Origin of the sequence: Streptomyces sp. NPDC048411, from assembly GCF_040704695.1 — a bacterium.
Lineage (GTDB): Bacteria > Actinomycetota > Actinomycetes > Streptomycetales > Streptomycetaceae > Streptomyces.
On sequence record NZ_JBEZKL010000279.1, the window covers coordinates 1 to 2,991 of the forward strand.

The window sequence follows — 2,991 nt, forward strand, 5'->3', positions numbered from 1 at the left end:
TCATGTGGCGGAGCCACCTGTCCTGCGGCGCCGTGCGGCGAGCGTGCGTGCCGGGCGTCGGGGCGCAGGCGGGGAACTCAGAACAGGCCCTAAGGGCCATCGTTCCGGGCCGGGAAGTTGCATCGCCCATCCGGGTGAGGCGCGATGGAAGCCGGACGTGCCTTCCCTGGTGGGGCTGCCCGCAGGGCGCGCGCCCGGGCGAGGAGGAACCGGTCATGGGAGCCGCTGACGGTTTCACGGATGCCAAGGAGCTCGACGGCCTGACGGTGTACGACCCCAGGGGCGAGAAGGTCGGCACCGTGGGGCGGGTGTATCTCGACGACGCGACCGGCAGACCGGACTGGATCACGGTGAAGACCGGCCTGTTCGGCATGAAGGAGAATTTCGTGCCCCTGGACGGCGCTCGCCGGGTGGGCTCCGATCTGCACATTCCCCATCCGAAGGACCGCGTGAAAGGTGCCCCGAGGGTGGACGCGGATGCGCATCTCTCCGTCTCCGAGGAGGAGGAGCTCTACCGTCACTACGGCCTCACCAGGTGAGTTCCACGGCCGTTCCCGGCGGCCGGGCAGGCACGGCTCCCGGGAGTGGACGGGCCAGGGGCGGGCCCGCACCGTGCCGGGTTCCGCCTCTGCTTCCGTATGTCCCACTACTCCGCCCGTCCGGGCAGAAACCGCACCGAGGGCCGCCCGTCCGGGCCGTCCTGGGTGACCACCGCCCGTACCCGGTACACATCTGCGATGAGTTCCTCGGTGATGACGTCCGCCGGGGTACCGGCGGCCACCACCCGCCCCTCCCTCATGACGACGATCCGGTCGCAGAACATCGCGGCCAGATTGAGGTCGTGCAGGGCGATGACGCCGGTGACGGGCAGCGAGGTGACCAGGGACAACAGCTCCAGCTGGTGCTGGATGTCGAGATGGTTCGTCGGCTCGTCCAGCAGCAGTTCACGCGGCTGCTGCGCCAGTGCCCGGGCGATCTGGACACGCTGGCGCTCGCCCCCGGAGAGCGTGTGCCAGGACTGGTCGCTGCGTTCGGAGAGTCCAGTGCGTTCCAGTGCCTCGCGTACCGCTTCGTCGTCCGCGCGGCTGGGCGCCGACCAGGCGCGGCGGTGCGGAATGCGGCCGAGCCCCACGACGTCCCGGACGCGCAGCTCGACCTGGGTGTCGGCATGCTGGTCGACCGCGGCGACCCGCTGCGCGACGGTGCGCCGGCCGATCGCGGCGAGCGGTTCGCCGTCGAGCGTCACCACACCCGCCGCCGGCGCGAGGACCCCCGCGAGCACCCGTAGCAGCGTGGACTTGCCCGACCCGTTGGGGCCGAGGAGTCCGACGGTCGCGCCGGGCGGGGGGACGAGGGAGACTCCGTCGAGGACGAGACGGCCGCCCGCCTCCCGGGAGACCCGCTGGGCGCTCAGACCTGCGGCGGTGCCGATGGATGTCATGTGGTCCTCCGGGTGCGGTACAGGACCAGAACGAACGCGGGTACGCCGATGAGGGCGGTGACGACGCCCACCGGCACCTCCTGCGGATCGAGGACGGTCCGGGCGAGCGTGTCGACCCAGACCAGGAACACCGCCCCGGCCAGCGCGGTGACCGGTAGCAGCCGCCGGTGCCCGGAGCCGGTGAGCGCCCGGGCGGCATGGGGCAGCACCAGCCCGACGAAGCCGATGGCACCCGCCGAGCTGACGAGCGCGGCGGTCAGCAGCGCAGTCGTGCAGAGCAGCACGATCCGGGTGCGGCCGACATCGACTCCCAGGGCGGCGGCCGCGTCCTGGCCGAAGGCGAAGGCATCGAGCGTACGGGCGTGGCCCAAAGAGATCAGCAGGGTCACGACGAGCACGGTCAAGCAGACCCACACATCGGCCCAGCCGACCCCGCTGAGCGAGCCGAGCAACCAGAACAGCACGCCTCGGGTCTGCTCGGCGTCGGCCGAGGTCATTACCACGAAGGAGGTAAGCGCGGAGAACAGCTGCATGGCCGCGACGCCGGAGAGGACGACCCGGTCCGTCGTACCGCCGAGGGTATGACTGAGCAGCAGCACCAGGGCGAACGAACAGAGCGCCCCGATGAACGCCCCGGTCGAGATCGACACCGCTCCCCCACCCACCCCGAGTACGACGACCACGACGGCGCCCGTCGACGCCCCGGAGGAGACGCCGAGGACGAACGGGTCGGCGAGCGGGTTGCGGAGCAGGGACTGCATGACTGTGCCGCACACCGCGAGTCCGGCGCCGCACACGGCGGCGAGCAGGGTACGGGGCATGCGCAGGTTCCAGATGATGCCGTCCCGGATCGGGGTGAGCCGCGAGTCGCCCACCCCGAGATGGGCGGCCACCGCGGACCAGACGTCGGCGACGGAGATCCGGGCGGGGCCGATGGTGACGGCGACGGCGACGGACAGCGCGAGCAGGGCGACGCCCGCGGCCCACAGCACACCGTCGCGCAGCCCCCGTGCGCCACCGGCCCTGCGGTGCGTATCGGTTCCGGGTGCCTGCTCCGTACCTACCGCTGCGACCCGTTCGGTGTCCGTCACCCGGCGAGTCCGAACGTCCGCAGCCCGGCGGCGACCTGCTCCAGACCCTCGACCGTCCGGATGGACGGGTTCATGGCCTGGCCACTGAGCAGCACGTACCGCTTGTGCTTGACGGCGTCCATGTTCTTCGTCGCGGGACTGGACTCCAGGAACTCGATCTTCTTCGCGGCGCTCTCGGCGGTCTGTGCCCTGCGCGTCAGATCGCCGATGACCAGGACGTCGGGGTTGCGGTCGGCGACGGTCTCCCAGCTGATCTGCGGCCATTCCTCATGGGTGTCGTCGAAGACGTTCTTCGCTCCGAGCTCCCTGGTGATGACGCCGGGTGCGCCACAGCAGCCCGCCAGGTACGGGGCCTTGGAGTCGGAGAACCAGTAGAGGAGGGTGGCGTCGGAGGCGTCGATTCCATCGGTGGCCTTCTTCACCCGCTCCCGCAGCGCGGCGGGGGGCGCGGGGGCCGAG

General features: G+C 71.2%; 3 protein-coding genes and 1 pseudogene. 1 reads left to right on the forward strand and 3 read right to left on the reverse strand.

Going from position 1 to position 2,991, the window contains the following annotated elements; genetic code table 11:
- Nucleotides 1-215: 215 nt before the first annotated feature.
- Nucleotides 216-536: pseudogene (locus AB0915_RS38845) on the forward strand (PRC-barrel domain-containing protein); the annotation flags it as partial.
- Between the two features lie 110 nt (nucleotides 537-646).
- Here the strand turns inward: AB0915_RS38845 and AB0915_RS38850 are convergent.
- The 3 genes from AB0915_RS38850 to AB0915_RS38860 all read right to left on the reverse strand — a co-directional run.
- Nucleotides 647-1,441, reverse strand: a complete 795-nt coding sequence (locus AB0915_RS38850) for an ABC transporter ATP-binding protein (RefSeq protein WP_366696079.1) — start codon at nucleotides 1,439-1,441, stop codon at nucleotides 647-649.
- On the reverse strand, nucleotides 1,438-2,445 hold the full coding sequence (locus AB0915_RS38855; protein WP_366696083.1) for an iron chelate uptake ABC transporter family permease subunit: 1,008 nt from the start codon (nucleotides 2,443-2,445) through the stop codon (nucleotides 1,438-1,440). Before AB0915_RS38855 ends, AB0915_RS38850 begins: the two co-directional genes overlap by 4 nt.
- An 83-nt stretch (nucleotides 2,446-2,528) precedes the next feature.
- The coding region (locus AB0915_RS38860; protein ID WP_366696081.1) for an ABC transporter substrate-binding protein at nucleotides 2,529-2,991 on the reverse strand (463 nt) is incomplete at its 5' end.

Bases quoted from the DNA above. Each gene is read 5' to 3' on its own strand.
- AB0915_RS38850 (WP_366696079.1), bottom strand. From the start codon at position 1,441: ATGACATCCATCGGCACCGCCGCAGGTCTGAGCGCCCAGCGGGTCTCC.